Source organism: Azospirillum baldaniorum (assembly GCF_003119195.2).
Classification (GTDB): Bacteria; Pseudomonadota; Alphaproteobacteria; order Azospirillales; family Azospirillaceae; genus Azospirillum; species Azospirillum baldaniorum.
On the sequence record NZ_CP022254.1, the window covers coordinates 398,088 to 423,134 of the forward strand.

At 66.6% G+C, this 25,047-nt stretch carries 21 protein-coding genes; 12 read left to right on the top strand and 9 right to left on the bottom strand.

Annotated features, from left to right (window positions below):
• Window positions 1–60 precede the first annotated feature (60 nt).
• Window positions 61–975 (bottom strand): M48 family metallopeptidase, encoded by a 915-nt coding sequence (locus tag Sp245p_RS16160; RefSeq protein WP_014197144.1) that lies wholly within the window; start codon window positions 973–975, stop codon window positions 61–63.
• 420 nt (window positions 976–1,395) lie between these two features.
• On the opposite strand from Sp245p_RS16160, the gene pepN reads away from it, so the two are divergent.
• A complete protein-coding gene (gene pepN / locus Sp245p_RS16165) occupies window positions 1,396–4,053 on the top strand; it encodes an aminopeptidase N (protein WP_014197149.1) in 2,658 nt (885 codons plus the stop codon).
• Between the two features lie 85 nt (window positions 4,054–4,138).
• Here the strand turns inward: pepN and Sp245p_RS16170 are convergent, their stop codons facing one another.
• The 3 genes from Sp245p_RS16170 to Sp245p_RS16180 form a co-directional block, all read right to left on the bottom strand.
• The gene (locus Sp245p_RS16170; protein ID WP_014197150.1) at window positions 4,139–4,519 is read right to left on the bottom strand and encodes a c-type cytochrome; all 381 of its coding nucleotides are present in this window, start codon (window positions 4,517–4,519) and stop codon (window positions 4,139–4,141) included.
• A gap of 129 nt (window positions 4,520–4,648) precedes the next feature.
• The gene (locus Sp245p_RS16175) at window positions 4,649–5,311 is read right to left on the bottom strand and encodes an SRPBCC family protein (RefSeq protein ID WP_014197151.1); all 663 of its coding nucleotides are present in this window, start codon (window positions 5,309–5,311) and stop codon (window positions 4,649–4,651) included.
• Window positions 5,312–5,411: 100 nt separating this feature from the next.
• Window positions 5,412–5,873 (bottom strand): hypothetical protein, encoded by a 462-nt coding sequence (locus Sp245p_RS16180; RefSeq protein ID WP_014197152.1) that lies wholly within the window; start codon window positions 5,871–5,873, stop codon window positions 5,412–5,414.
• Between the two features lie 235 nt (window positions 5,874–6,108).
• Here Sp245p_RS16180 and folK point away from each other — a divergent pair, with 235 nt between their 5' ends.
• The 3 genes from folK (at window position 6,109) to Sp245p_RS34955 (ending at window position 7,496) form a co-directional block, all read left to right on the top strand.
• The gene (gene folK, locus Sp245p_RS16185; protein ID WP_014197153.1) at window positions 6,109–6,615 is read left to right on the top strand and encodes a 2-amino-4-hydroxy-6-hydroxymethyldihydropteridine diphosphokinase; all 507 of its coding nucleotides are present in this window, start codon (window positions 6,109–6,111) and stop codon (window positions 6,613–6,615) included.
• A 109-nt stretch (window positions 6,616–6,724) separates the two neighbouring features.
• A complete protein-coding gene (locus tag Sp245p_RS16190; protein WP_158310408.1) occupies window positions 6,725–7,132 on the top strand; it encodes a dihydroneopterin aldolase in 408 nt (135 codons plus the stop codon).
• 205 nt (window positions 7,133–7,337) lie between these two features.
• Window positions 7,338–7,496, top strand: coding sequence for a hypothetical protein (locus Sp245p_RS34955; RefSeq protein WP_014197156.1), 159 nt, complete (start codon window positions 7,338–7,340; stop codon window positions 7,494–7,496).
• 73 nt (window positions 7,497–7,569) lie between these two features.
• Here Sp245p_RS34955 and Sp245p_RS16195 read toward each other — a convergent pair whose 3' ends face one another.
• From Sp245p_RS16195 to Sp245p_RS16210, 4 genes are all read right to left on the bottom strand, one after another.
• Window positions 7,570–7,929, bottom strand: coding sequence for a hypothetical protein (locus Sp245p_RS16195; RefSeq protein ID WP_014197157.1), 360 nt, complete (start codon window positions 7,927–7,929; stop codon window positions 7,570–7,572).
• Between the two features lie 239 nt (window positions 7,930–8,168).
• Entirely contained in the window at window positions 8,169–8,429 is a 261-nt protein-coding gene (locus Sp245p_RS16200; RefSeq protein WP_014197158.1) for a hypothetical protein, read from the bottom strand.
• A 154-nt stretch (window positions 8,430–8,583) separates the two neighbouring features.
• Window positions 8,584–9,450 (bottom strand): universal stress protein, encoded by an 867-nt coding sequence (locus Sp245p_RS16205; protein WP_014197159.1) that lies wholly within the window; start codon window positions 9,448–9,450, stop codon window positions 8,584–8,586.
• A 138-nt stretch (window positions 9,451–9,588) separates the two neighbouring features.
• Window positions 9,589–11,148 (bottom strand): bifunctional aminoglycoside phosphotransferase/ATP-binding protein, encoded by a 1,560-nt coding sequence (locus Sp245p_RS16210; protein ID WP_109138681.1) that lies wholly within the window; start codon window positions 11,146–11,148, stop codon window positions 9,589–9,591.
• 285 nt (window positions 11,149–11,433) lie between these two features.
• On the opposite strand from Sp245p_RS16210, the gene Sp245p_RS16215 reads away from it, so the two are divergent.
• From Sp245p_RS16215 to Sp245p_RS16225, 3 genes are all read left to right on the top strand, one after another.
• Window positions 11,434–11,970, top strand: a complete 537-nt coding sequence (locus tag Sp245p_RS16215) for an acyloxyacyl hydrolase (RefSeq protein ID WP_145644853.1) — start codon at window positions 11,434–11,436, stop codon at window positions 11,968–11,970.
• Window positions 11,971–12,132: 162 nt separating this feature from the next.
• On the top strand, window positions 12,133–12,675 hold the full coding sequence (locus Sp245p_RS16220; protein ID WP_014197161.1) for a DUF2934 domain-containing protein: 543 nt from the start codon (window positions 12,133–12,135) through the stop codon (window positions 12,673–12,675).
• Window positions 12,676–12,790: 115 nt separating this feature from the next.
• Window positions 12,791–13,753: a DMT family transporter gene (locus tag Sp245p_RS16225; protein WP_014197162.1), complete on the top strand. Its 963-nt coding sequence runs from the start codon at window positions 12,791–12,793 to the stop codon at window positions 13,751–13,753.
• 46 nt (window positions 13,754–13,799) lie between these two features.
• Here Sp245p_RS16225 and Sp245p_RS16230 read toward each other — a convergent pair whose 3' ends face one another.
• A complete protein-coding gene (locus Sp245p_RS16230; RefSeq protein ID WP_014197163.1) occupies window positions 13,800–17,369 on the bottom strand; it encodes a hybrid sensor histidine kinase/response regulator in 3,570 nt (1,189 codons plus the stop codon).
• Between the two features lie 284 nt (window positions 17,370–17,653).
• Here Sp245p_RS16230 and Sp245p_RS16235 point away from each other — a divergent pair, with 284 nt between their 5' ends.
• The 5 genes from Sp245p_RS16235 (at window position 17,654) to fdhF (ending at window position 25,025) form a co-directional block, all read left to right on the top strand.
• Entirely contained in the window at window positions 17,654–18,907 is a 1,254-nt protein-coding gene (locus Sp245p_RS16235; protein WP_109138682.1) for a multidrug effflux MFS transporter, read from the top strand.
• A 130-nt stretch (window positions 18,908–19,037) separates the two neighbouring features.
• Window positions 19,038–19,982 carry a LysR family transcriptional regulator gene (locus Sp245p_RS16240; RefSeq protein WP_014197166.1) on the top strand — a complete coding sequence of 315 codons (945 nt, stop codon included), beginning with the start codon at window positions 19,038–19,040 and terminating at the stop codon, window positions 19,980–19,982.
• Between the two features lie 156 nt (window positions 19,983–20,138).
• A complete protein-coding gene (locus Sp245p_RS16245; protein ID WP_014197167.1) occupies window positions 20,139–20,627 on the top strand; it encodes a formate dehydrogenase subunit gamma in 489 nt (162 codons plus the stop codon).
• Window positions 20,624–22,189: a formate dehydrogenase beta subunit gene (locus Sp245p_RS16250; protein ID WP_014197168.1), complete on the top strand. Its 1,566-nt coding sequence runs from the start codon at window positions 20,624–20,626 to the stop codon at window positions 22,187–22,189. The genes Sp245p_RS16245 and Sp245p_RS16250 overlap by 4 nt, the downstream gene beginning before the upstream one ends.
• A 19-nt stretch (window positions 22,190–22,208) precedes the next feature.
• Window positions 22,209–25,025, top strand: coding sequence for a formate dehydrogenase subunit alpha (fdhF, locus tag Sp245p_RS16255; RefSeq protein WP_014197169.1), 2,817 nt, complete (start codon window positions 22,209–22,211; stop codon window positions 25,023–25,025).
• The last annotated feature ends 22 nt before the right edge of the window (window positions 25,026–25,047 follow it).

The window sequence follows — 25,047 nt, forward strand, 5'->3', positions numbered from 1 at the left end:
AATGGACCCACCCTTGTTGCTCGACGTCGGAAGGCATTCAGCCACCGGCACCGATGAAGATCAAGAACCGTGACGATTTTCCAGAGCGTAGAGAAGCAGGTCAGCGTTCATCTTGTTGCTCCTAACGAACTCAAGATATTGATCGCGACGAAACTCCCTGCTGAAAGCCATCAAGTTCAGATAGCGGTCCGTCAAAAATGGAAATTCTGAAAAAAATCGAGCGATTTTAGCAAAAATGCTCCCATTTAACCGATTGGCTTGATTGATAAATGTGTCGTTCGTTACTTTTGTGTAAAGCGTCTTTCCAATAAGCAGTTTTTCGAGGCCAACGATGGAGCTTTCTAAGCTGCCGCACACCGCAAGTCCGATTTGATCACCAGAATAGACGATGCAGCGCTCGTATGGCAAAATAAAGAGATTGAACAAGGGAATATTTTTTATTGTACTCATAAGCTCATCAAGAATTGGAAAATAATGATCTCTCTTTACTTTCATATATCCGACAAAACGAGCTATAGACCACTCTATGTCTCTGTAGTTTTTTGAAGATTCACAAGATTCCACGAATGCTGAGTTGATGACAATAAATTTAGTTCTAAAAAATCTATACAAAAACATATTAACAGAACCACCCTCGACTATGTAGATCTCGATATCTTTTGAATATTTAATCTTTTTCTTGACTTCTTCTAAAATGGCTTCAATTTCTGGAAAATTCCCAGAACCGACGCGCACTGAATTTCCAATCAACACCGCCCTCATCAACTCCAAGCAGAACCATATAACTGCCACCAGAAACCCAATATAGATGAGAAGAAAAATAAACATTTGTGGTAAATTAAAAGCAAAATATCCGAGCGTCAAAAAAGCCGGAAGAACTCCAATTGTTGCTATAGCGAAACGAAAATTTAAACCATGATGGGTGTGATCCTTTGGATTAAATACGTACGAATCAGAACTCGCCGCACTGACCATAATAATCCTCCATTCAGTGATTCGTTGAAAAAATATACCAACAAAAACAACGAATCAATACAAACTAAAATGCATACGATTGCGTTATTCAACATTTGATTTTATGAAATCATATTAATAGCAATCTAAAATTATGAAATACTTATTTTTTGAAAACTCTAAAATTTCACGAAGGCGCCAGAAAGTATTTTTTTAATAACGCACTATCAGAGTATTATTATTTGAAGCAAGAGGATCATGCGCGACCGATGCGCGGATCATTGCGTTTTTCCATCAACAGGACGAGCACCACACAGCACCGATTTATAGAAAACAAAGGCGATCGGCTCTTGTCCAGAACCCCTCCACGTCCCCACTCTCCATGCTAGAGTCTGTCCCCGCGACGCCGACACGGCCAAAACAAGGTTAGAGAAAAGCCCCATGGACAAAGGCACGCCCAAGGCCATCCGCCTGCAGGACTACCGCCCGCCCGCGCATCTGATCGACACGGTCGATCTGTTCTTCGACCTCGGCGAGGACGTGACCACGGTCCGCGCGCAGCTCGGGCTGCGGCGCAACCCGGCGCGCGACGACGCGGCGGCGCTGCCGCTGACTCTGGACGGGCAGCGGCTGGAGCTGGTGTCCGTGGCGCTGAATGGCCAGCCGCTGGGCGATGCCGACTACACCGTCACGCCGGACCATCTGACCGTCCACAGCGTGCCGGAGACTTTCACGCTGGAAACCGTCGTCCGCATCAAGCCGCAGGAGAACACCGCGCTGGAGGGGCTCTACAAGTCCTCCGGCAACTTCTGCACCCAGTGCGAGGCGGAGGGCTTCCGCAAGATCACCTATTTCGCCGACCGGCCCGACGTGATGGCCCGCTACACCACCACGATCACCGCGGACAAGGCGCGCTATCCGGTGCTGCTGTCCAACGGCAATCTCATCGAATCCGGCGACCTGCCCGACGGGCGCCACCGCGCGGTGTGGGAGGACCCCTTCCCCAAGCCCTGCTACCTGTTCGCCCTGGTCGCCGGCACGCTGGTGCACCAGGAGGACCGCTTCCGCACCGCGTCCGGCCGCGACGTGACCCTGCGCATCTATGTCGAGCCGGGGAACGAGGACAAGGTCGACCACGCCATGCGCTCCCTCATCAAGTCGATGCGCTGGGACGAGGAGGTGTTCGGCCTGGAATACGACCTGGACATCTTCAACATCGTCGCAGTCGGCGACTTCAACATGGGGGCGATGGAGAACAAGTCCCTCAACGTCTTCAACACGAAATACATCCTGGCGAAGCCGGAGACCGCCACCGACCAGGACTTCCTCGGCATCGAGGCGGTGGTGGCGCACGAGTATTTCCACAACTGGACCGGCAACCGCGTCACCTGCCGCGACTGGTTCCAGCTGTCGTTGAAGGAAGGGCTGACCGTCTTCCGCGACCAGGAATTCTCCAGCGACATGAACTCGCGGGCGGTCAAGCGCATCGCCGACGTGCAGCGCCTGCGCACCGTGCAGTTCCCCGAGGATTCCGGCGCCATGGCGCACCCCGTGCGCCCGGACAGCTATGTGGAGATCAACAACTTCTACACCCCCACCGTCTACGACAAGGGGTCGGAAGTCATCCGCATGTACCACACGCTGCTGGGGCCGCAGGGCTTCCGCAAGGGCATGGACCTGTATTTCCAGCGCCACGACGGGCAGGCCGTCACCTGCGACGACTTCGCCGCGGCGATGTCCGACGCCACCGGGGTGGACCTGACCCAGTTCAAGCGCTGGTACCGGCAGGCCGGCACGCCGGAACTGGACGTCACCGGCGCCTATGACGAGGCGGCCAAGACCTACCGGCTGACCGTCCGGCAGACCGTGCCGCCCACCCCCGGCCAGCCGGTGAAGGAGCCGATGCACATCCCGCTGGTCATGGGGCTGCTCGGTCCGGACGGGGCGGACCTGCCGCTGCGCCTCGCTGGCGAGGCCGAGGCCGCCGGAACCAGCCGCACCCTGCACATCACCCAGGCCGAGCAGACCTTTGATTTTGTCGACGTGCCCGCCCGCCCGGTGCCGTCGCTGCTGCGCGGCTTCTCTGCCCCGGTGAAGCTGCGGGCCGACCTGACGGACGGCGACCTGACCTTCCTGATGGCCAACGACAGCGACGCCTTCAACCGCTGGGAGGCCGGGCAGACGCTGGCGACCCGGCTGCTGCTCTCCCTCGTCGCCGACCGGCAGGCCGGGCGGGAGCTGGCGCTGCCCCAGAGCTTCATCGACGCGGTGGGCGCCATCCTCAAGGAAGCCGACCAGGACCCGGCCTTCGCCGCGCAGGCCCTGGTGCTGCCGACCGAGAGCTACCTCGGCACGCAGATGGAGGTGATCGACCCCGACGCCATCCACACCGTGCGCGAATTCGCCCGCCGCCGGCTGGCCGAGGCGTTGCGGCCGGGCTGGCTCGACACGCACCGCCGCAACGCGGGCAACGAGCCCTTCTCGGTGGACGCCGCAGCCATCGGCCGGCGCGCGCTGAAGAATCTGTGCCTCGCCTACCTCATGGCGCTGGAGGACGAGGAGGCGCTCGGCCTCTGCCTCGGCCAGTATCGTGGCGCCCAGGCGATGACCGACGTGATGGCGGCGCTGCAGTTCCTCAGCAATTCCAACGCGCCGGAGCGGGACGAGGCCATCGCCGCCTTCTACGAGCGCTGGAAGGGCGAGGCGCTGGTGGTCGACAAGTGGTTCAGCGTGCAGGCCACCTCGCACCGGCCCGACGCCCTCGAACGGGTGACGACGCTGCTCGCCCACCCCGCCTTCGAGATCCGCAACCCGAACAAGGTCTACGCCCTGATCGGCGGCTTCGCGGGCGGCAACCCGGTGCGCTTCCACGACACCAGCGGGGCGGGCTATCGCTTCCTGGCCGATCAGGTTCTGCGGCTCGACCCGATGAACCCACAGGTGGCGGCGCGCATGGTCGGCCCCTTCTCGCGCCTGCGCCGCTACGACGCGCCGCGACGCGCCCTGATGAAGGCCGAACTGGAGCGCATCGTCGCCACGCCGGGCCTGTCGCCGGACGTCTTCGAGGTGGCGAGCAAGAGCCTGGAGGCGGCCGGCTGATTGGAAGAGGCCTGATGAAAAAGGAAAGGGCCGGAGGGTTTCCCCTCCGGCCCAACCGTACCCCCGCGCCGAAACGCGGGCGTCTTTACTTCTGCTCGGCAAGGAAGGCGACCAGATCGTCCACCTTGCCGGCGTCCTTGATACCGGCGAAGGCCATCGTGCCACCCGGAACGACTTCCTTCGGGGCGGTGATGTAGGCCTTCAGGTTGTCCGGGGTCCAGGTCAGACCACCGGCGGCCTTCTCCTGCATCGGCTTGGAGTACTTGAAGCCGTCGATCGAGGCGGCCGGGCGGCCAACGACGCCGAACAGCGACGGGCCGACCTTGTTCTTGCCCTGCTCGGCGGTGTGGCAGGCCATGCACTGCTTGAAGACGTCCTTACCGGCGGCGGCGTCAGCGGCCTGCGCGGCGCCCGCGCCCATGGCAATGCCGGCGATCAGGGCGGCGCCCAGGATATGCTTGTTCATTGGTCAGATTCCCCCTTCCGGATGAGGCCGGCGTTCTGGTGCCGGCAGGTTCGGGCGCAGCATACACATTCTGTGGTTAAGGCCAACCCCCCAACGTGTCGCGCCCACAGCACAAACACCAAATACGGGTTATTTCATCCATGCCAGAAGAAGGACAAGAACAGCCACAACGACCAGCGCCGCCCAAGGCACGTAAAAGCCGCCACGCCCCCGGGCGGCGGGAAGCGGAATGGGGATTTCCGGGGCGGGGGCGGCCACGGCGGGCGTTACCGGTTGCGGGGCAGCCGCGCTCGTCGCCGATGGTTGTGCGGCCGTCTGCACGACCGGATCGGGGACCGGTTCAGGCTGCGGCCCGCCGACCACAGCGGTGAAGCGGTTGAAGAAATCATCCGCCATCTTGCGCGCCGTGGCGTCCACCAGACGCGAACCGATCTGCGCCAGCTTGCCGCCGACGGTGGCGTGCGCGGTGTAGGACAGGACCGTCGCCGCCGCGCCGTCCGGCTCCAGCGAGACCTTGGCGCCGCCCTTGCCGAAGCCGGCGGCCCCGCCCGAGCCCTCGCCGGTGATGGTGTAGCCGTTGGGCGGGTCGAGATCCGACAACGTCACCTTGCCGGAGAACTTGGCGCTGACCGGTCCCACCTTGGCGACCACTTTCGCGGTGAATTCCGTGTCGGAGGTCTTCTGCACCTCCTCGCAGCCGGGAATGCACTGGCGCAGGATGTCCGGATCGTTCAGCGCCGCCCAGACCTTGTCGCGCGGGGCCGTGATGCGCTGGCTGCCGCTCATGTCCATGACGTGGTCCTCCCCTGCTTTTTTACAGCCAAGCCATAGCCGGACGATACGGCAAGGCCGCAACCGGCGACAGTCCCTCTTTCAGCCAGGAAGGGACGGCTCAGCGCGGGGCAGGCGGCACGCAGTTCTGGACGATCGGCGTGCAGGCGGACAGCGAGGCGTTGCCCGGGTAGGACACCTGCTCCACGACCCCGTCCGGCCCCAGGACGAAGGTGGCCTCGCACATGCCGGGGGAGGAGGAACCGATCGGGAGCCCGAATCCCAATCCGACGCCGACGCCGCTGGAGCCGCCGCCTCCGAAACCGCCGACGCCGATGCTGCTGCCGCCGAGCGGGCTGATCGCCACTCCGGGGTCGGAGACGTAGGTGTAATATTCCCGGCCGCCGGCCTGGGCCTGCCGGGCCGGAACCCCGGCGCAGGCGAGCAGCCGTTCCTTCGGCATGCCGACCAGTTCGGTCTGGGCGCGCCGGGCGATCTGCGGGTCCGGCCCCGTGGCGCAGGAGGCCAGGAGCGCCCCGGCCAGCCCCAGAAGCGTTGCCGTCCCGACATGCCGAACCGCCATGACCATTCCCCTCCGATGCAGCATCGCACGACTGGCACAACCCCGTCCGCCGCTTGCGGTTCCCGGAGAAAGCCGGCTACCTAAACCGGAGCGTGCTACACGCCGGCCCTTTCCACCGGACGAAAGGCCGGTTTTGGATGTGACGGCAACGCCGTCCGACGCTTTGACGGTTGATGGAACGGAGGATCATGGTATGACTGACGAGGGTTTGGTTTCGACTAGCGACGGTTCTGCGATGACCACGGTCTACCTTGCGCTTGGCAGCAATCTTGGCGATCGCGCCGCCAATCTGGCGACCGCGCAACGCCGGCTCTCTCCGCAGGTCCAGGTCACGCTGGCCTCGCCCGTCTACGAAACCGCCCCGATGTACGTGACCGACCAGCCGTCTTTCCTGAACATGGTGCTGCGCGCGCAGACGGCGCTCGGCCCGTGGGAGCTTCTCCGCCACATCAAGGACATCGAGGCGGAGATGGGTCGCGACCTGAAAGGCGGCCTCCGCTTCGGGCCGCGCCCCATCGACATCGACATCCTTCTCTACGGCGAGTTGGTGATGTACGCGCCGGAACTGGAGATTCCCCATCCCCGCATCGCCGAGCGCGCCTTTGTCCTGGCCCCGTTGGCCGACATCGCGGGCGGCCTTCAGCACCCGGCCATCGCGCGCAGCTTCGATGATCTTCTGGCTGCCGTACCGGGCCGCGACACGGTGGTCCGCACCGGCACGGAGCTTCCGGTGGCGGTCTGACCTTGCCGAATGGGCGGGCGCCTGCGCTATAGTGGGCACGGCGCAGCGACGAGGCGGCCGCCCCGGACGGGGCATCGACCAGGGCCGCCGCCCGCCAGGAGATGTCTTTTTGGCCAACGATCCCGTTTCCCGACACACCGGCTCCGGCTCTCCCGGCGCAGCGGCGACCTACACCATTCTGCTGCGCGATTTCACCGCCACCGTGTCGCTCGCCGGGCGCTCCGGACGCCACACCGTTCACATCAGTCTGGAGTTGAAGGTCAGTCACCCCGGTCTCGGCTTTCCCGATGACATAACCGCGGTCATGTCCTACGAGGACATCGTGGAGGATCTGCGCCGTCTGTGCGCCGAGGACATGGTGCCCGGCCCCGACTATCTGGCCGACCGCACCGCAGCGCTGTGCATGGCCCAGCCGAAGGTCCGCCATGTGCGGGTCGACGTGGAACTGCCGTCCCTGCTTCCCGACACGGCCGGAGCCGGCGTCACGATCATGCGGAACCGCGACGCGGAACACTGAGCTTACCCACCTCCACCAACGCGGTAACCCTTTTGCCAATATAGGCATCGGTCCAGTGTTCAGGCATGAACACTCAGCGGTTTTCTACCCTTGCGCAGACCGCGATAGAATATTTCGCGATGCAGCATTGTTGCGAAATACCGTATCTTAAGTACAATAGAACCACGCCGCCTCAAGGCCGGCCGGAATGCACAGGGAGGGTAACATGGACCATTTGACGGCTCCGACCCTGTCGGAAATCCTGGACGAGCCCATCATCGTCGCCCTGATGAATCGGGACGGCATGACCGCCGAGACGCTGCGACAGCTTCTCGAACAGGTCGGACGCAATTTGCGCGACCGCGAGGACCGGCTGGCCGCCTGATCGGGCGCCGTCGGGCGGCGGGTCCGGATCAGACCGACCGCCGCCGGCAACAGCCGGTTTTAACAGTCGGTGTTCAGCGGACGGACACGACGCGGAAGGGGCGCTGCTCTCCATCATGCTCGGTGATGGAGATGTATTCCCCCTCGACCAGCGTGTGGCGGTCGAAGCGGAAGATCGGTTCGTCGTCGTCGCTGTCGTCGGCGTCGTAGTCGAACAGCCACCCTTTGCCCCGATGAACAAGACGGCCGGTCTGCTCGTCCTCCCCGCGCCAGAAGCGGCGGACCGTGCAGGAAGCCTTCTGGCTGCGCCATTCCTCGAGATCCAGATGGCCGTCCGCGGTCAGCGGGGCGATGAACTCATAGCCATGCTCGGCGCTGCCTTCCGGATGGTCGGCGGTGCGGGCCAATTCAAGGCGGATTGTCTTCAAGGGCACGGTCGTTCGTCCTTTGCCGGCGGCGGAACAAGGCAACGCATCGTGGAAGTCCGACGGTTGGGGGAGCGCGCCAAGCGCACTCCCCGCCGCCCCCCCGACGCGATCCCGCCAATGCCAACCGAACAGGGGGCCAGTCGTTCCGCGCCTCCCCTCGCCCACCCGCACCGTCATGGTGCGGGTGGGGCGTTTCCTTCCTGACGTCCTCTTGTACCGCCGCCCTCTCGAGGTGTGGCGTCGCCTTACAGGGCCGGGTGCTGGTGCACGAAGCCGTCCAGAACGACCGTCAACTGGCGGGCGTGGACGGTCTGCCCATGGCTGCGGGCCCGGTCGATGTCCTCGCGGATGATGCGGGCGATCCGGCGGATGCCTTCGGCGTCGTGGGCAAGGCAGCAGCCCAGTTCCACGGCCAGGATTTCCGGCAGATGCTCATGCTCCGCGATGGCGTCGATTTCCTCTTCGGTCAGATCGCTGAGCGCGATGCAATCGTCGATCGTCAACATGGCGCGTTCCTTCCCGATTGCCGGGCCTTGCCCGGACCGGAGTCCGGGTGGCCCTTGTGGTTGAAAACCATCGGCGTGGAGGGCGCCCATCGTTGCGTGCGGCGCCGCGCGTCGGATCGGAGAAGCCCGGCCTTTGAAAAGAGAGGCCCCGTTGTCAGTGGGCCATCAGCACGGGCAGGCCGGCGTGATTCAGCACATAGCGGGTCACGCCACCCAGGATCATTTCCCGCATCCGGCTGTGTCCGTATCCCCCCATCACGAGGAGGTCGGACCCAAGTTCCGCGGCCTTGTTGATGATGGCTTGGCCGACGGGTTCCGATCCCGGCTTCAATATGGTTACCTGAACGTTAACGCCGTGCCAAGCGAGATATTGGGCGATGCGACGCCCTGCCGCAGCCTGGGTGTGGGACGTCTCGGCGGTCAGCACATGGACGGTGTCGGCACCGGTCAGGAAGGGCATCGCCCCGGTCAGGGCGCGCACCGATTCGGGGCTGCCGTTCCAGGCGAGCGCCACCGTGCGCCCGATCTCGTCCGGCAGGGTGGCTGGCGCTAGCAGCAGCGGACGGGCCGCCCCCAGCAGGGCGCTTTCCACCGTGGCGTAAGCCTGGGTGTTGCTGTCCAGCGTGGTGTGGGCGAAGACCAGCAGGTCGGCCAGCCGACCCTCGCGCGGCACCACCTCCTCGACGCGGCCCGTTTCCTCCCGCCACTGGGCGGTCGGCGCCTCGACGCCGGTCGGGATATCGCGCAGTTCGATGTCCGCGGCGCGAATCACATCGTCGAAGGTGCGGCGGGCGGTGTGGAGGTGGGTCTTCGACTCCCCTTCGGCGGCGCGCATGATCTCCTCGACCATCGCGCCGGACATTCCTTCGCCCAGCATGGGCACGGCGTCGCGCGGGTCCAGCGACACGAACAGGGCGTCGACATGGGCGTCGAATTCGCGCGCGATCTTCAGCGCGGCGTTCAAAGCCACCGTGTCGCCGTCGAGTCCGGCCAGCGGCACAAGGATCGTCTTGAGTGACATGATCTCCCCCCGGGCCGTTTCCGCCGGCCCATCTTCTGGACGGTGCCTGTCGGAACGACGGCTGGATGCACCGTTTCCAGCGCCGCGCCGCCCGTATATTAGACCATGGGGAACCGGCGGCGCCCGTTCCACCTGGAATTACACCAGTCGCTCCAGCACGGCCGCAAGCGTTTCCCCCGCATCCCTGCCAGCATTCGTGCGCAGCCATTCAAGCGGGCCCAGATCATAGACAGTCTGCTGCTCGGCCACCTCCGCCGTCGCGTCCGAGGCGTCGCCGCGGCGGGCGGCGATGCGGGCAATCCGCGTGTCCAAGGGCGCGTCCAGCCAAACCCCGTCGAATCGCACGCCGGTTTCGGCGGCAAGACGGGCCACGGCGGACCGCTCCTCCGGTCGGGCATGGACGGCGTCCAGCACCACGGCGTGGCCGGCGGCGAGCGCGACCCGCGCCCGCTCCAGAAGCCCGGCATAGACCCGCCCGGTCACCGCCGGCGTGTAGGCGTCGGCGGGGAGCCGATCCGTCTCCCCGACCCCGAACAGGCGCTTGCGCAGCGCGTCGGAGCGCAGGACCACAGCGCCCGGCGCCGCACCCAGCGATGGCGCCAAGGCGCGGGCCAGCCTGGTCTTGCCGCTGCCGGACAGGCCTCCGATGGCGACCAGCCGAGGCGGCGGCGGTTCCAGCGCCGCGACGGCCTGCTCCAGACAGGCCAGCGCCTCCCCTTTCGAACCGCGCTCCACGTCCTCGCCGGGGCGGAGCGCCGCCGTGGTGGCGGCGATCTTGGCGCGGATGGCCGCCCGTGCCGACAGGAACAGGGGCAGCAACGCCAACCCGCCATAATCCTCCGTCGCGTCCAGGCTGCGGTTGAGGAAGGCGTTGCCGAGCGGGCGCAGCCCCCGCCGCTCCAGATCCATCAGCAGAAAGGCGCGATCGTAGGCGACGTCGATGACCGCCAGCCGCTCGTCGAACTCAATGCCGTCGAACAGGACCGGCCTTCCCTCCAGCAGCACGATGTTCCGCAGATGCAGGTCGCCGTGACAGTGCCGGACGAAGCCACGGCGACGCCGCTCCTCCAGAAGCGGGGTCAGGCGCACCAGAGCGTCCGTGGACCTGCGGGCCAGCGTCTCGACGCCCTCCGGGGGAAACAGCGACGGGCTGGCGCGCAATTCAGCGATGTTGCCGTCCACCACCTCCCGCATCGCCACGGCGCCGCCGCCCTCCGGGCGCGGTTCGGCGGCCTCGTGAAAAGCGGTCACGGCGTCGGCCAGCCCGCGAATCAACCCGTCGTCGAGACCGCCCCGCTCCGCCAGGCAGTCCAGCAGGGCGTCCTGCGGAAAGCGGCGCATCGCGACCAGCCAGTCCAGCGCCGTCCCGCCCGCCGCGTCCTCGCCGCCGAAGGCGAGCGTGCCGTCCGTCCGCCGCACCACCGACTCCAGGCCAAGATAAATGGATGGCGCGGTCCGCCGGTTCAGCCGCAACTCCTCCAGGCAGGCCGCGCGGCGGCGTTCGGCCGTCGAATAGTCGAGATAGGGGTAGCGGACCGCGCGCTTGAGCTTGTAGGCCCGGTCACCGGCCAGGAAGACGATGGCGGCGTGGGTTTCGACGCGTTCCACTGCCGCCCCGCCGTGACTCGCCGGATCGGCGAGGAAGGCGGCCGCCGACGGTGTCGGGTCCTGTGCCGGATCGGAAGCGGCGTGCTGCATGACGGCAGTCTAGCACGCTCCCGCACCACCCGATGAGCCCCGCCAACCGCCTAGGCCCTCACAAACAGGGCAGCCCTCCCACCATTGACGCGGGGGGCGGCGCACACGACATCTGGGAGTAGCACCGTTACGTGCTTGCGCGGGGGTGCGGTGCAACGCGTAATGCCACAACCGCGCCGGGATCGGACGCGGTAGGCTGGAGCAGCCGGAGTAGGACGGTCAACGATCGATCGGGAGCAGGCCGCCGTGCGTCATGGGACCTCGTGCCTCTGTCTGGTGGTTGCCGTGGCGGGCCTTGCGCTCTCCGCTCCCGCAGGCGCGCAGACCCTGTCCATGCCCGACGACCGGATCGGCAACTGGAAGATCGGCGGCCTCGCCTACAGCGTTGGTGAAACGCCGGATACCAAGGTGTCCGACCTGCACAACAAGATCCGCATCGGCTCCTCCCTCCTGCCCAAGCTCGACGGTTACGCGGAGGTGCGCCCCTGGGTGTCGCTCGGTCCCAGCACGCCGGACGGCAGCCTCCATGGAATGGGAGGCATCCTGATCGACGTTCCGCTGGGTGGTTCCTCCTTCGTCTTCACGCCCAGCGTCGGCGCCGGAACCCTGCCGGTCACGCCGCGCGATCCGGCGGCCTCGGGCAGCGTGGTCGAGTTCCGGTCCCAGCTCGAACTCGGCTATCAGTTCGAGAACAAGGCCCGCTTCAGCCTGGGCTACAGCCGCATCGACACCAGCGGTCCCACCGCGGATTCCGCCACGCCGGCCAACAACGTGTTCGGATTCTATTACCGCATGCCGTTCGGAGCCTTCACCGGACGCTGAGAATTCGCCGGTTCTTTTGCGGCGCAGCATGACCATCCGCGAATCACTTCGGGTTTCTTCTGACGCGGAGGCTGCGCAAAAGGGCTGGCAATACTCGTCTTAACCACTTGTTAATGACGGCTGGTTCTATTGACCTCGGGGACCAACGCCGGGGATTTGATCATGGCCAAGCGCAAGACCGCCACCGCGAAGACCGCCGACGCCGCTCCGTCGCTCGAAGCTGCCGAAGCGCTCGCCACCGACACCGGGGCGGAAATCGTCCTGAAAACCAATTTCGCGGCCATCGAGCAGGACGCGGTCGCGCTTCTGCACGCCGCCAGCCTTCTCGTCGAAGCCGACACGCCGGAAAAGGCGAATCACGCCCTCGACCACAATCTCCGCCTCTGGGTCGCCATCAAGACGGTGCTCCAGAACGAAGAGAACACCCTGGACTCCGAGGTCAAGGCGAACCTGCGCAACCTCGCGCAGTACGTCACCGTCACCACCATGGAAGCCACCCAGGGCTCCATCGAGGCGCGCAAGCTGGTGTCGCTGTCGCGCATCAACATGCACATCGCCGAGGGGCTGCTGCACGGCCAGAAGAGCCGCATGGTGCAGGAGCGTGCCTATGAGATCTGGGAGCGCGAAGGCCGCCCGGACGGGCGCGAGATGGACCATTGGCTGCGGGCCGAGGGCGAAATCGCCGAGTTGCTGACCAACCGCTGACGGCAGGCGCATCGACCGGATCGGCGTCGCACCGCAATCCGGCCATTCCGCCAGGACATGACCACCCGCGTCGCGGCAACGTGACGCGGGTGGTTGCAGTTGATAGCATCCGGGCGTGACCGCGCCCCCCCTCTCCCCCGCCCCCGCCCGTCCCGCGACGCCCCGCCACATCCGCGTGGAGAACATACCGCTCGGCATCGTCATGATGCTGGGATCGGTGCTGCTGTTCTCCGTGATGAACGTGCTGGTGAAGCTGCTCTCGGAGACGTATCCCGTCATCGAGGTGACCTTCTTCCGCAACGCCATGGCGTTGATCCCGGTGGCGGTGGTCATCTCGTTGCAGGGCGGGTGGATCAGCAACCTGCGCACCGAACGGCCGATGGGTCATGTCTGGCGCTCGGTCGTCGGACTGACGGCGATGTCGCTGACCTTCTGGTCCTTCAATCTGTTGCCGCTGGGCGACGCGGTGGCTCTGAACTTCTCGGCTCCGCTGTTCCTCACCGCCCTGTCGGTGCCGCTGCTCGGCGAAAAGGTCGGCATCTACCGGTGGAGCGCGGTGCTGGTCGGCTTCGTCGGCGTTCTCATCATGGTCCAGCCGTCGGGCGAGATGCTGACGCACCTGGGCGCGCTGGTCGCCCTTGGCGCCGCCTTCTGCCAGTCCTTCGCGATGGTGGCGATTCGCCAGCTCAGCAAGACCGAGCGCGCCAACACCATCGTCTTCTACTTCACGGCGATCACCACCCTGATCCTGGCGCTGGTCATGCCCTTCGTGTGGGTCACCCCGCGCAGCCTGACCGATTTCGCCCTGCTGTCGGCCACCGGCGTCCTGGGCGGCGGCGCCCAGCTTTTCCTGACGCGGGCCTATTCGCTGGCCCCGGCGGCCGTGGTGGCGCCCTTCAACTACGCCGCGCTGCTGTGGGCCGTGCTGTTCGGCTGGCTGCTGTGGAACGAGATGCCGACCCTGCACATGGTGTCGGGGGCCGCCGTGGTGGCGGTGAGCGGGCTCTACATCCTGCACCGCGAGACCCGACGCCGCCTGCCGCCCAGCCCGCCCGCGATGGGCGGCGGCGGCGACTGACCGCCGCAGCCCATCCAGCACACTCCGCCGACCTCTTCCGACGGCCTCACTCCGCCGGTTGCAGGGAACGCTCCATGGCCCCGGCGAGCTGGCGCGGAGTCACCGGCTTGTGCATCAGGCCAAAGCCGTGGCGAACGGCGTCGCGCTGGCATTCCGGACCGGTTTCCCCGGTCACGATGATCGCCGGGATCTCGGCGTCGAACAGCCGGCGGATGTCGAGGATGGCGTCGGTGCCGACCTTGCCTTCACGCAGGCGGTAGTCGGCGATGATGATGTCGGGCTTGCGGCTGACCGAGCGCAGCTTGTCCACCGCCTGCTCCCCCGACCCGGCGATCAGAACCTCGTATCCCCATTCGCGCAGGATGGCCTGAAGGCCCAGCAGCACGATGGCATCGTCGTCGACGACCATGGCCAGCCGCTCATCGCCGCTCGCCGACGCGGCAAGCGTGGCGCCCGCCGGCTCCACGGGCTTCGAGGTCTCGCCCAGCGGCACCTCGATGGTGAAGACCGATCCCGCGCCGGGCGTGGACCGGACGGTCACCGGATGGTCCAGAAGCTGCCCGATGCGCTGAACGATGGCGAGGCCCAGCCCAAGCCCCTGGCTGCGGTCGCGCTCCGGGTTGCCGACCTGATGGAACTCCTCGAAGATTCGCGGCAGATGGTCTTCGGAAATGCCGATGCCGGTGTCGGCAACCGTTATCCGCATCCGCCCGCCAACGGCCGTGCAGGTGATGGCGATGCTGCCCCGTTCCGTGTAGCGGATGGCATTCTCCACCAGATTGCGGATCATCCGGCCCAGCAGCACACGGTCGGAGCGGATGTTCAGCGGACACCCCTCCATCGTCCAGTCGAGCCCCTTGCCGCGGGCCACCGGGGCATAGCCCGCCGCGATGTGGTCGAGCAGCAGCGCCACCGGAAAATCCTCCAGCGTCGGCTTGACCACGCCGGCGTCCAGGCGCGACACGTCGAGCAGGCTGTCCAGCAGCCCCTTCAGCGCGTCCAGACCGCTTTCCAGAAGGCGCAGCGCCTTCATCCCCTTCTCACCCTGGACGTGGCCGTGCAGGGCGCCGGAGAACAGGAACAGCGACTGCATCGGCTGGCGCAGGTCGTGGCTGGCCGAGGCGAGGAACTTGGACTTGGACAGGGCGGCCCGCTCCGCCTCCTCCTTGGCGCGGCGCAGGGCGTCCTCGGCCTCAAGCCGGTCGGTCACGTCGGTGTTCGTGCCGAACCACAGAACGACGGCGCCGTCGGTGTCGCGGACGGGCAGCGCCCGCGACAGGAACCAGCGGAAGGCACCGTCCCGCCCCGCCATGGGGAAGGTGTCCTCCCACGGTTCTCCGGTCTGGAAGGACCGCCGGAGGCTTGCGGTGACGCGCTCGGCGTGGTCGGCGGGAAGGATGCCGTCCCACAGCGGATCGGAAGCGGCATCCCCGCCCTCGACGACGCCCGTGTAATCATACCATCTTTGATTGTACCAAAAGATCCGCCCGTCCGGGCGGGCCATCCAGGCGAGCTGCGGGATGGAATCCGCCAGCGTGCGGAAGCGCAACCCCACTTGCTCCGCCTCCTCCTTCGCCGCCTGCATGGCATCGCGCGCCTCGAAGATGTCGGTGATGTCGGTGGAGGTGCCGAACCAGCGCTCTTCCCCGTTTTCCGGGTCGGTGATCGGCAGGGCACGCTGCTTGAACCAGTGGTAGCTGCCGGCGGCGCTGCGGATACGCGCCTCGGTGTCGAAGATCGTCCGCGCTTCGACCGCCTGAAGCCAGATCGTGAGAAGGCGCTCTCGATCGTCGGGATGAATGGAGCTGGCCCAACCGAAGCCCTGGGCCGACGTCTCCGTCTGGCCGGTGTAGGCCAGCCATTGCCGGCTCAGAAAATCGCAACTGCCGTCCGCCCGGCAGGTCCACACCATCTGCGGCAGCGCTTCCAGAAGCGTGCGGTAGCGGTGCTCGCTGGCCCGCAGGGCGGCCTCCGCCGCGCGGTGGGCGGACACGTCGCGGAAGTAGATGGACAGGCCGCCGCCCGCCTGCGGATAGACGTTGAACATGGTCCAGCGCTGGAAGATGCCGGACAGCGCTTCGAACTCCCTCGGCTGCTGGTCCGCCATGGCGGCCTCGAAGCTGCGGATGACGCTGTTGCCCGCGACGTCGGGAAAGAGCTCCAGCAGGTTGCGGCCGACGAGGTCATCGCGCGGTCGGTCGAACATCTCCTGCGCGCGCTTGTTCACATAGGTGATCCGCCAATCACGGTCGATGGCGTAGAAGGCGTCGCCGATGCTCTCCAGGATCTGGTTCGCCTGCTCCACCGCGCGTTCCAAAGCCCGCTCGGCGAGAAGGCGCTTGCTGATGTCTTGAAAATAGATGGCCAACCCGGCGGACGATGGGAAAACCCGCAGGAAGAGCCAGACGCCGAGCGGCGCGAAGTAAGCCTCGAACTCGTCGGGATGGCGATCCCTCATGGCGACGTGCAGGCGGTCCCACAGCACCGTTCCCATGGCGTCGGGAAAGGCCTCCCACAGCCGCTGTCCGGTCAGGTCGCTGCTGCCGCCCATCAGGCCACGCGCGCGCCCGTTCATGTAGACGATGCGCCAGGACCGGTCGACCTCATAGACGCCGTCCGTCGTGCTTTCCAGAATGGCGTGCGACCGCCGGTCGGCTTCCGCCGAGGCCTCCGCCACCCGCGCGCGCCGCTCAGCCGCCTCGCGCCGGTCGTGGGAACGGACAAGAACCCAGGCGACCAGCGCCGCCACCGCCAGAGCGGCCAGCCCGCCGCCGGCGATCGTGTAGACCGTGCGTCGAACCGCCGCCTGGATCGGCTCGGCCGGGGTACCGAGGACCAGGAGCCAGCCGGGCGCCGCCACGGAGCCGGCCTTTGCGGACAAAACCTCCTGCCCCATCCGGGTATGGGAAAGGAAAAATTCGTTGCCGGTCTTCAGCGCCTGGGCGAGGGATTCGGGCACCGGTTGCCCGACCGCCGGGTCGAAGGCCGTTTCAGACCTCGACCGGGCGATGAGCCGCCCGTCACGGTCGAGAAGCGCGACGATCCAGTTCGGCGTCGCCACCTGATCGACCAGGACCTGACGCAGCGACCAGGTCCGCACATAAGCGGTCAGGACCAGCCGAACCTCGCCCACGCCCCAGACCGGCACGCTGACCGCGAAGACCGGCTCCACCTTGCCGGCGGGGTCGCTGATGACGCCGCTGATCCAAACCTCTCCTGAGCGGAACACCCGGTCCGCCTGGGCGGAGCGCGCGTCGGGGTCGATGCCGCCGGCTTCCGGTTCCTGCGGCCGGTGAAGCAGGTTGACGACACCTTGGCGGTCGCGGACCTCCAGGGCCATCCAATCCAACCGCTGCCCCAGCGCACGTTCCCCCCGATCCCTCCAGACGGTGCGGTCTCCGATGTCCAGCGACCGGGCCGTGGACATGATTTCGAGCGCGCTGCGCGTCATAAGGACGCGCCCATCCACCGTCCGCACCGCCGCGTCGGTGGCGTGTCGGACCAGTTCCTCCACCGACCGCTCCTGTTGACGGTCGACCAGCATGATCGAGGCCACCGCAAAGGCGACAAGCGGAAGAAGCGCCAGCAAGGCCACAAAGGGGAGACGAAGGCGCATACCCTGTTTTCACAAACTGTTGACGGCGCCCACTATAGACAGACACTCCGGCGACTCCCACAGAATCCGGCCATCTATCACTATTTTCACCAGGAACAGTGTGAAGTTCTTGAAATCAACAAATGAAAGTTGGGCACTCTGCAAAAGGTGGTAATGTGCAGCGCACAGGATGGCAAGCTGGCACAGCCTTGAATTGTCGATGACCAAATATCGATGGCGGGCCTGCGGGAATTCGATTTGCCGCGGAGACAGGCGCGCGGCACAGTGGCGCAATGCCTGATTCCATGCCCCATTCCGCTTCCGCCGGCCGGAGCGGCGATATCCGCTTCGGCGAGTTCGTCGCGCTCATGGCCCTTTTGATGGCGCTAACGGCGCTGTCCATCGACATCATGCTGGTCGCCCTGCCGGACATCGCCGGTTCCTTCGGTGTGGTGCGGGAGAATGACCGGCAGCTCGTCATCACCGCCTACATGCTGGGTTTCGCGATCGGGCAGCCTTTCCACGGGCCGCTGTCCGACCGGTTCGGGCGCAAGCCGGTGCTGGCCGCAGGTCTGGTGATCTTCGCCATCGGGTCGCTGGGCGCGGTCTTCGCACCCAGCTTCACCGCGCTGCTGGCCGCCCGCGCGTTGCAGGGATTCGGCGCCGCCGCCCCGCGCGTCGTCGCCATCGCCATCGTGCGCGACCGTTTCGTCGGGCGCGACATGGCGCGGGTGATGTCCTTCGTCATGATGATCTTCATCATCGTGCCGATCATCGCCCCAGCCCTGGGCGAGGGAATCCTGCATCTCGGCACGTGGCCGTGGGTGTTCGGCGCGCTGTTCCTGGCAGCGGTCGCCGCTTTCGCCTGGTCGATGCTGCGGCTGGCGGAAACCCGCGCGGCGGAGGACCGGATGCCGCTGTCCCCCGCGGCGCTCGGCCACGCCTTCCACAAGGTGATGACGACGCGCGCGACGGTCGGCTACACCGCGGCGATGGGCCTGCTGTTCGGCGGGTTGCTGAGCTACGTCGGCAGCGCCCAGCAGATCTTCGTGGACGTCTACGGGCTGGGGGCGATGTTCCCGGTGGCCTTCGGCGCCATCGCCGGCGTGATGGCCCTGGCCTCGCTGGTCAACGCGCGGCTGGTCGGGCGGGTCGGCATGCACCGGGTGTCGCACGTCGCCCTGATCGGCTACACGCTGACCGGCGTCGCCATGGCGCTGCTCGGCTTTCCGGAGCATCCGCCGCTGCTCGGCCTCGGCCTGTTCATGGCGGCGATCTTCTTCTGCTTCGGGCTGATCGCCCCGAACTTCAACGCGATGGCGATGGAGCCGCTGGGCCACGTGGCGGGCATGGGGTCGTCCTTCGTCGGCTTCTTCAGCACCGGCATGGCGGCGGTGGTCGGCTGGATCGTCGGGCAGTCCTTCGACGGCACCGTGCGCCCGCTGACCATCGGCTTCACCGTGCTGGGCGTGCTGGCGCTGCTGACGGTGTTGCTGACCGAGCGCGGAACGCTGATGCGCTCTACCCATGCCGCCGCCGCGCCGCAGCCGGGGGACTGAAAGCGCACAAGGGCATAGGAGGGGAAGAGTCTCCACCCTTGCCGGCGGTGTGCCCAATTCGGCATAACGTGCGCGACGCCCGGAAGCGGGCGCCGAGCGGGCACCGGCCCATCACGCGCGGGAGGGGACTGTGTTCCGCAAATTCGTCTATCTGCTGGCCCTGGCGCGCGAGCAGCATTTCGGCCGGGCGGCGGAGGCCTGCCACGTTTCCCAGCCGACGCTGTCCAACGCCATCCGCCAGCTTGAGGACGAGCTGCGCGTGCCCATCGTCGAGCGCGGGCAGAAATTTTCCGGCTTCACGCCGGAGGGGCTGAAGGTGCTCGAATACGCCCGCCGCATCGTCGCGGAGCGGGACGGGCTCTATCAGGAGCTGACGGCGCTGGGCCAGGGCCTGTCCGGACATCTGCGGATCGGCGCCATCCCGACCGCCCTGCCCGCCGTCCCGCATGTGCTGGCCCGCTTCGCCGAGCGCTACCCGCAGATCCGCTCCAGCGTGCGCTCGCTCAGCTCGCGCGACATCCAGCGCGACCTCGACGGGTTCGAACTGGACGCCGCCGTCACCTATCTCGACAACGAGCCGTTGAGCAACGTGCGCACCGTCCCGCTGTTCTCGGAGCGCTACTTCCTGCTGGCCCAGCGCCGCCAAGTCGGCGAAGGCACCACCAGCATCCGCTGGGCGGACGCGGCGACGCTGCCGCTGTGCCTGCTCACCCCGGACATGCAGAACCGGCGCATCGCCGACACCGCCTTCCGCATGGCCGACCGGACGGTGGTCCCGCTGATGGAGACGAATTCCATCGTCACCATCTACACCATCGTGCGCAGCGGTCTGGCGGCCAGCGTGGTGCCCAGCCAGCTCCTCACTCTGGTCGCTCTCCACCCCGATCTGGTGGCCCTGCCTTTGACCGAACCGGACCTGACCTACGCCGTCGGACTCGTCTACGCCGACCGCGAACCGCCGGCCCCGCTCGCCAAGGCGCTGGCCGCCGTCGCCGCGGAACCGGGCCTCGCCGAGCGCGTGCGCGCCTTGACCGACGAGGCGCTGGCCCCCTGGGACCTGCCAAAAGGGCTATGATCTCAACGACATAACCGCGCCGCTCGTGTGGTGATAGCCAAACCCTATCACCGCATCAGAAAATCAAATTTGCGCGCCTCCCCCAATGTCCGTAACGCTGACGGACAAGACACCAACGAAGCGCCGCCGATCCAGGTGGGCGCGGGGGAGGAGACCATGAACGCCCGATCTCCATGGAGCGAAGACCGCGCCACGGCGGTGATTGCCGCCAACCGTCACCTGCGCGGGGCCCTGCTGCCGATGCTGCACGCTCTTCAGGAAGAGTTCGGCTGCATCGACGAGGAAGCCATCCCGCTGCTGGCGCGTGAGCTGAACCTGTCGCGCGCCGACGTGCACGGGGTGGTGTCCTTCTACCACGAATTCCGCCGCAGCCGCCCGGGCCGCCACACCATCAAGGTCTGCCGGGCCGAGGCCTGCCAGTCGATGAACGCCGACGGGCTGATCGAGCACATCCGCCGCCGCCTGAAGGTGGACTTCCACGAGACCACGGCCGACGACGCCTTCTCGCTGGAGCCGGTCTTCTGCCTGGGCAACTGCGCCCTGGCCCCCGCCGTGATGGTGGACGAGACGCTGCACGGCCGGGTCAGCCCGGCCCGTTTCGACGCCATCACCGCCTCCACCCTGGCCACGGAGGCCGCGCGATGAGCGAGCCCCTGCACACCATCTACGTGCCGCGCGACGCCGCCGCCCTGTCGGTGGGCGCCGACGAGACCGCCGCCGCCATCCGCGCCGAGGCCACAAAGCGCGGCATTCCGCTCCGCATCGTCCGCAACGGCTCCCGCGGCATGCTGTGGCTGGAGACTCTGGTCGAGGTGGAGACTCCCGAGGGCCGCGTCGCCTACGGCCCGGTGATGGCCGAGGATGTGGCCGGCCTGTTCGACGCCGGCTTCCTCGAAGGCGCCGATCACGCGCTGGCCCATGGCCTGACCGAGAAGATCCCCTACTTCGCCAAGCAGGAGCGGCTGACCTTCGCCCGCTGCGGCATCATCGACCCGCTGTCGGTCGAGGATTACCGGCTGCACGGCGGCTTCCGCGGGCTGGAGCGGGCGCTCGCCATGACCCCGGCGGAAATCGTCACCGAGGTCACCGAGTCCGGCCTGCGCGGCCGCGGCGGCGCCGGCTTCCCGACCGGCATCAAGTGGAACACGGTGCTGAACGCCAAGGCGGACCAGAAGTACATCTGCTGCAACGCCGACGAGGGCGACAGCGGCACCTTCGCCGACCGCATGATCATGGAGGGCGACCCCTTCTGCCTGATCGAGGGCATGACCATCGCCGCCATCGCGGTGGGCGCCACCGAGGGCTACATCTACATCCGCTCCGAGTACCCGCACGCCGTCGCGACCATGCGCGAAGCGATCCGGCTGGCCTATGACGAGAAGTGGCTGGGCGACGAGATCCACGGCACCGGCCACCGCTTCCACCTCGACGTCCGCGTCGGGGCCGGCGCCTACATCTGCGGCGAGGAGACCTCCATGCTGGAAAGCCTGGAGGGCAAGCGCGGCACCGTCCGGGCCAAGCCGCCGCTGCCGGCGCTGGAAGGTCTGTTCGGCAAGCCGACCATCGTCAACAACGTGCTGTCGCTGACCTCGGTCCCGATCATCCTGGACAAGGGCGCCAACCACTACCGCGACTTCGGCGTCGGCCGGTCGCGCGGCACGCTGGCCTTCCAGCTCGCCGGCAACATCAAGCACGGCGGCATCGTCGAGAAGGCCTTCGGCGTCACCCTGCACGAGCTGCTGTACGAGTTCGGCGGCGGCACCATCACCGGGCGCCCGATCCGCGCGGTGCAGGCCGGCGGACCGCTCGGCGCCTACCTGCCGCCCTCGCTGTTCGAGCTGCCGAAGGATTACGAGGCCTTCGCGGCGGTCGAGGCGATGGTCGGTCACGGCGGCATCGTCGTCTTCGACGACAGCGTGGACATGGCCAGGCAGGCCCGTTTCGCCATGGAGTTCTGCGCCGCCGAATCCTGCGGCAAGTGTACCCCCTGCCGCATCGGCGCGGTGCGCGGCGTTGAGGTGATGGACAACATCATCGCCGGCGAGAAGGTGCAGGCGAACATCACGCTGCTCAACGACCTGTGCGAGGTCATGACCGACGGCTCGCTCTGCGCCATGGGCGGCATGACGCCGATCCCGGTGCGCAGCGCCCTGAAGCACTTCCCCGAGGATTTCACCCGCAGCCCCGCGGCTGTCGCGGCCGAGTGAGCGGAAAGGACCAGACCCCATGTCCATCCAAGAGATCGATTACGGCACCCCGGCCCGCGAGTCCGCCACCATGGTGACGCTGGACATCGACGGCCGCACGGTGACCGTGCCGGAAGGCACCTCGGTGATGCGCGCGGCGATGGAAGCCGGCATCACCGTGCCGAAGCTGTGCGCCACCGACATGCTGGACGCCTATGGCTCCTGCCGCCTGTGCATGGTGGAGATCGAGGGGCGGCGCGGCACGCCGGCCTCCTGCACCACGCCGGTCGCCCCGGGCATGAAGGTGCACACCCAGAACGAGCGTCTGGGCCGGCTGCGCCGCGGCGTGATGGAGCTGTACATCTCCGACCACCCGCTGGACTGCCTGACCTGCCCGACCAACGGGAATTGCGAGCTTCAGGACATGGCCGGCGCGGTCGGCCTGCGCAACGTCCGCTACGGCTACGAGGGTGAGAACCACCGCGCCGCCGTGAAGGACGAGAGCAACCCCTACTTCACCTTCGACCCGTCCAAGTGCATCGTCTGCTCGCGCTGCGTGCGGGCCTGCGGCGAGGTCCAAGGCACCTTCGCCCTGACCATCGACGGGCGCGGCTTCGACAGCAAGGTGTCGCCGGGCGCCCTCGAACAGTTCATGGACAGCGAGTGCGTGTCCTGCGGCGCCTGCGTCCAGGCCTGCCCGACCGCCACCCTGACCGAGAAGTCGCTGATCGAGCTGGGCCAGCCGGAGCACAGCGTCATCACCACCTGCGCCTATTGCGGCGTCGGCTGCTCCTTCAAGGCGGAGATGAAGGGCACCACCGTGGTCCGCATGGTCCCCCACAAGGACGGCGGCGCCAACGAGGGCCATTCCTGCGTCAAGGGCCGCTTCGCCTGGGGCTACGCCACCCACGCCGACCGCCAGACGCAGCCGATGGTCCGCGAGAGCATCGACGACCCGTGGCGCGTCGTGTCCTGGGAGGAGGCGATCACCTACGCCGCCACCCGCCTGCGCGCGGTCCAGCAGAAATACGGCCGCGGTTCCATCGGCGGCATCACCTCGTCCCGTTGCACGAACGAGGAGGTGTATGTCGTTCAGAAGATGATCCGCGCCGCCTTCGGCAACAACAACGTCGACACCTGCGCCCGCGTCTGCCACTCCCCGACCGGCTACGGCCTGAAGCAGACCTTCGGCACCTCCGCCGGCACGCAGGACTTCAAGAGCGTCGACAAGTCCGACGTGATCCTGGTCATCGGCGCCAACCCGACGGACGGCCACCCGGTCTTCGGCTCCCGCATGAAGAAGCGGCTGCGCCAGGGCGCCAAGCTGATCGTCATCGACCCGCGCCGCATCGACCTCGTGCGCAGCCCGCACGTCTCGGCCACGCACCACCTCCAGCTCCGCCCCGGCACCAACGTCGCCGCGATGAACGCGCTGGCCCACGTGATCGTGACCGAGGAGCTGGTCGACCGCAATTTCGTGGCCGACCGGTGCGACCCGATGGAGTTCGCCCGTTGGGAGGCCTTCGTCCGCGACCCGCGCCACTCCCCGGAGAACACCGAGCAGTACACCGGCATCCCGGCGGCGGAGATGCGCGCGGCGGCCCGGCTCTACGCCACCGGCGGCAACGCGGCCATCTATTACGGCCTGGGCGTGACCGAGCACAGCCAGGGCTCGACCGCCGTGATGGGCATGGCGAACCTCGCCATGGCGACCGGCAACATCGGGCGTGACGGCGTCGGCGTGAACCCGCTGCGCGGCCAGAACAACGTCCAGGGCTCCTGCGACATGGGCTCCTTCCCGCACGAGCTGACCGGCTACCGCCACGTCTCCGACGACGTGGTCCGCCAGCAGTTCGAGGAGGTGTGGAACGCAGCACTCGACCCCGAGCCGGGCCTGCGCATCCCCAACATGTTCGACTCCGCTGTGGACGGGACCTTCATGGGCCTGTTCGTCCAGGGCGAGGACATCGCCCAATCCGACCCGAACACCCAGCATGTGTTCGCCGCCCTGCGGGCCATGGAGATCGTCGTGGTGCAGGATCTGTTCCTGAACGAGACCGCGGCCTTCGCCCATGTCTTCCTGCCCGGCACCTCCTTCCTGGAGAAGGACGGCACCTTCACCAACGCCGAGCGCCGCATCAACCGCGTCCGCCCGGTGATGCCGTCCAAGACCGGCAAGCAGGAATGGGAGGTCGTCTGCGATCTGGCCACCGCCATGGGCTATCCCATGTTCTACCGCAGCGGCGCGCAGATCATGGACGAGATCGCCCGCCTGACCCCGACCTTCTCCGGCGTCAGCTTCGAGAAGCTGGACCGGGTGGGCAGCGTGCAATGGCCCTGCACCGACGAGGACTCGGTCGGCACGCCGATCATGCACGCCGATGGCTTCGTCCGTGGCCAGGGCCGCTTCATGATCACCGAGTATGTGCCGACGGAGGAGCGCGCCTCGCGCTTCTACCCGCTGATCCTGACGACGGGGCGCATCCTCAGCCACTACAACGTCGGCGCCCAGACCCGGCGCACCGCCAACGTGGCGTGGCACCCGGAGGACATCCTGGAGGTCCACGCCCACGACGCCGAGGAGCGGGGCATCCGCGACGGCGATCTGGTGTCCATCGCCAGCCGCATCGGTGCCACCACGCTGCGGGCGCGCATCTCCGACCGGATGCCGCAGGGCGTGGTCTACACCACCTTCCACCACCCGGTGACGGGGGCCAACGTGGTCACCACCGAGAATTCGGACTGGGCCACCAACTGCCCCGAATACAAGGTGACCGCGGTGCAGGTGACGCTGAGCAACCACCCGTCCGACTGGCAGATCCGCCGCGGCGATCTGGTGGAAGTGGCGGCGGAGTAAAGCGGCAACGCGCAGCGGAGGA

Bases quoted from the DNA above. Each gene is read 5' to 3' on its own strand.
- Sp245p_RS16205 (WP_014197159.1), bottom strand. From the start codon at position 9,450: ATGTCACTCAAGACGATCCTTGTGCCGCTGGCCGGACTCGACGGCGAC.
- Sp245p_RS16200 (WP_014197158.1), bottom strand. From the start codon at position 8,429: ATGTTGACGATCGACGATTGCATCGCGCTCAGCGATCTGACCGAAGAG.
- Sp245p_RS16170 (WP_014197150.1), bottom strand. From the start codon at position 4,519: ATGAACAAGCATATCCTGGGCGCCGCCCTGATCGCCGGCATTGCCATG.
- Sp245p_RS16250 (WP_014197168.1), top strand. From the start codon at position 20,624: ATGAGCGAGCCCCTGCACACCATCTACGTGCCGCGCGACGCCGCCGCC.
- fdhF (WP_014197169.1), top strand. From the start codon at position 22,209: ATGTCCATCCAAGAGATCGATTACGGCACCCCGGCCCGCGAGTCCGCC.
- Sp245p_RS16210 (WP_109138681.1), bottom strand. From the start codon at position 11,148: ATGCAGCACGCCGCTTCCGATCCGGCACAGGACCCGACACCGTCGGCG.
- Sp245p_RS34955 (WP_014197156.1), top strand. From the start codon at position 7,338: ATGGACCATTTGACGGCTCCGACCCTGTCGGAAATCCTGGACGAGCCC.
- Sp245p_RS16175 (WP_014197151.1), bottom strand. From the start codon at position 5,311: ATGGACATGAGCGGCAGCCAGCGCATCACGGCCCCGCGCGACAAGGTC.
- folK (WP_014197153.1), top strand. From the start codon at position 6,109: ATGACCACGGTCTACCTTGCGCTTGGCAGCAATCTTGGCGATCGCGCC.
- pepN (WP_014197149.1), top strand. From the start codon at position 1,396: ATGGACAAAGGCACGCCCAAGGCCATCCGCCTGCAGGACTACCGCCCG.
- Sp245p_RS16230 (WP_014197163.1), bottom strand. From the start codon at position 17,369: ATGCGCCTTCGTCTCCCCTTTGTGGCCTTGCTGGCGCTTCTTCCGCTT.
- Sp245p_RS16180 (WP_014197152.1), bottom strand. From the start codon at position 5,873: ATGGCGGTTCGGCATGTCGGGACGGCAACGCTTCTGGGGCTGGCCGGG.
- Sp245p_RS16220 (WP_014197161.1), top strand. From the start codon at position 12,133: ATGGCCAAGCGCAAGACCGCCACCGCGAAGACCGCCGACGCCGCTCCG.
- Sp245p_RS16160 (WP_014197144.1), bottom strand. From the start codon at position 975: ATGGTCAGTGCGGCGAGTTCTGATTCGTACGTATTTAATCCAAAGGAT.
- Sp245p_RS16245 (WP_014197167.1), top strand. From the start codon at position 20,139: ATGAACGCCCGATCTCCATGGAGCGAAGACCGCGCCACGGCGGTGATT.
- Sp245p_RS16235 (WP_109138682.1), top strand. From the start codon at position 17,654: ATGCCCCATTCCGCTTCCGCCGGCCGGAGCGGCGATATCCGCTTCGGC.